Source organism: Lacticaseibacillus sp. 30, assembly GCF_053819265.1.
Genome location: NZ_JBSOQX010000052.1, coordinates 1 through 3048 on the forward strand (window position 1 = coordinate 1; position 3048 = coordinate 3048).

A 3048-nucleotide genomic window follows, 5' to 3' on the forward strand; every position below is an offset into this window, starting at 1 on the left:
ACTTTGTTCTTTGAAAACTGGATATCATTGTATTAATTGTTTTAAATTGCCGAGAACACAGCGTATTTGTATGAGTTTCTGAAAAAGAAATTCGCATCGCATAACCGCTGACGCAAGTCAGTACAGGTTAAGTTACAAAGGGCGCACGGTGGATGCCTTGGCACTAGGAGCCGATGAAGGACGGAACTAATACCGATATGCTTCGGGGAGCTATAAGTAAGCTTTGATCCGGAGATTTCCGAATGGGGGAACCCAGTACACATCAGTGTATTGCTTGTCAGTGAATACATAGCTGGCCGGCGGCAGACGCGGGGAACTGAAACATCTCAGTACCCGCAGGAAGAGAAAGAAAACTCGATTCCCATAGTAGCGGCGAGCGAAGTGGGAAGAGCCCAAACCGAGAAGCTTGCTTCTCGGGGTTGTAGGACTGGACATTGGAGTTACCAAAGTCCGACGTAGTCGAAGTCAGCTGGAAAGCTGCGCCACAGAAGGTGAAAGCCCTGTAAGCGAAACGTCGAACCCTCCGTCCAGGATCCTGAGTACGGCGGAACACGTGAAATTCCGTCGGAATCCGGGAGGACCATCTCCCAAGGCTAAATACTCCCTAGTGACCGATAGTGAACCAGTACCGTGAGGGAAAGGTGAAAAGCACCCCGGAAGGGGAGTGAAACAGTTCCTGAAACCGTGTGCCTACAATTAGTCAAAGCCCGTTAATGGGTAATGGCGTGCCTTTTGTAGAATGAACCGGCGAGTTACGTTTGCTTGCGAGGTTAAGATGAAAAGTCGGAGCCGTAGCGAAAGCGAGTCTGAACAGGGCGAATGAGTAAGCAGATGTAGACCCGAAACCAAGTGACCTACCCATGACCAGGTTGAAGGTGTGGTGAAACACACTGGAGGACCGAACCCATGTATGTTGAAAAATGCTGGGATGAGTTGTGGGTAGCGGTGAAATTCCAAACGAACTTGGAGATAGCTGGTTCTCTCCGAAATAGCTTTAGGGTTAGCCTCGGAGGATGGATCATGGAGGTAGAGCACTGTTTGAACTAGGGGCCCATCAAGGGTTACTGAATTCAGATAAACTCCGAATACCATCGATCTTACTCCGGGAGTCAGACAGTGAGCGATAAGGTCCATTGTCGAAAGGGGAACAGCCCAGATCACCAGTTAAGGTCCCTAAATTTATGCTAAGTGGAAAAGGATGTGGCGTTGCACAGACAACTAGGATGTTGGCTCAGAAGCAGCCACCATTTAAAGAGTGCGTAATAGCTCACTAGTCGAGTGGCACTGCGCCGAAAATATACCGGGGCTAAGCATAATACCGAAACTGTGGGTGCACCCGTAAGGGTGCGCGGTAGGAGAGCGTTCTAAGGGCGTTGAAGGTCGATCGTGAGGACGGCTGGAGCGCTTAGAAGTGAGAATGCCGGCATGAGTAGCGAAAGATCAGTGAGAATCTGATCCACCGTATGACTAAGGTTTCCTGGGGAAGGCTCGTCCTCCCAGGGTTAGTCGGGATCTAAGGCGAGGCCGAGAGGCGTAGTCGATGACAAGCAGGTTGAGATTCCTGCACTAGTTTATTTTGTTTAAGCGATGGAGGGACGCAGGAGGCTAAGGAAAGCGCACGGCTGGAAATGTGCGCCCAAGCAGCAAGTCTGACAGCGAGTGAAATGCTTGCAGTCTTAAGGACAAGCTGTGATGGGGAGCGAAATTATAGTAGCGAAGTTCCTGATGTCACACTGCCAAGAAAAGCTTCTAGTGAGAAATAAACTACCCGTACCGCAAACCGACACAGGTAGTCGAGGAGAGTATCCTCAGGTGAGCGAGCGAACTCTCGTTAAGGAACTCGGCAAAATGACCCCGTAACTTCGGAAGAAGGGGTGCTGACCGCAAGGTCAGCCGCAGTGAATAGGCCCAAACAACTGTTTATCAAAAACACAGGTCTCTGCTAAATCGTAAGATGATGTATAGGGGCTGACGCCTGCCCGGTGCTGGAAGGTTAAGAGGATGAGTTAGCGCAAGCGAAGCCCAGAATTGAAGCCCCAGTAAACGGCGGCCGTAACTATAACGGTCCTAAGGTAGCGAAATTCCTTGTCGGGTAAGTTCCGACCCGCACGAAAGGCGTAATGATTTGGGCACTGTCTCAACGAGAGACTCGGTGAAATTATAGTACCCGTGAAGATGCGGGTTACCCGCGACAGGACGGAAAGACCCCATGGAGCTTTACTGTAGCTTGATATTGAGTGTTTGTACCGCTTGTACAGGATAGGTAGGAGCCGTAGAGATCGGAACGCTAGTTTCGATGGAGGCGTTGGTGGGATACTACCCTAGCTGTATGAACACTCTAACCCGCGCCACTAATCGTGGCGGGAGACAGTGTCAGGTAGGCAGTTTGACTGGGGCGGTCGCCTCCTAAAATGTAACGGAGGCGCCCAAAGGTTCCCTCAGAATGGTTGGAAATCATTCGCAGAGTGTAAAGGTATAAGGGAGCTTGACTGCGAGACTGACAAGTCGAGCAGGGACGAAAGTCGGGCTTAGTGATCCGGTGGTTCCGTATGGAAGGGCCATCGCTCAACGGATAAAAGCTACCCTGGGGATAACAGGCTTATCTCCCCCAAGAGTCCACATCGACGGGGAGGTTTGGCACCTCGATGTCGGCTCATCGCATCCTGGGGCTGTAGTCGGTCCCAAGGGTTGGGCTGTTCGCCCATTAAAGCGGTACGCGAGCTGGGTTCAGAACGTCGTGAGACAGTTCGGTCCCTATCCGTCGCGGGCGCAGGAAATTTGAGAGGAGCTGTCCTTAGTACGAGAGGACCGGGATGGACGTTCCGCTGGTGTACCAGTTGTGCCGCCAGGCGCATCGCTGGGTAGCTATGAACGGCAGGGATAAACGCTGAAAGCATCTAAGTGTGAAGCCCCCCTCGAGATGAGATTTCCCATTCCTATATGGAAGTAAGACCCCTGAGAGATGATCAGGTAGATAGGCTGGAAGTGGAAGTGCAGCGATGCATGGAGCGGACCAGTACTAATCGGTCGAGGACTTAACCAAGTAAG

General features: G+C 51.4%; 1 rRNA gene. It reads left to right on the forward strand.

Annotated elements, in window-relative coordinates:
• Positions 1-125: 125 nt before the first annotated feature.
• Positions 126-3043, forward strand: a 23S ribosomal RNA gene (locus ACWPAB_RS15110).
• The last annotated feature ends 5 nt before the right edge of the window (positions 3044-3048 follow it).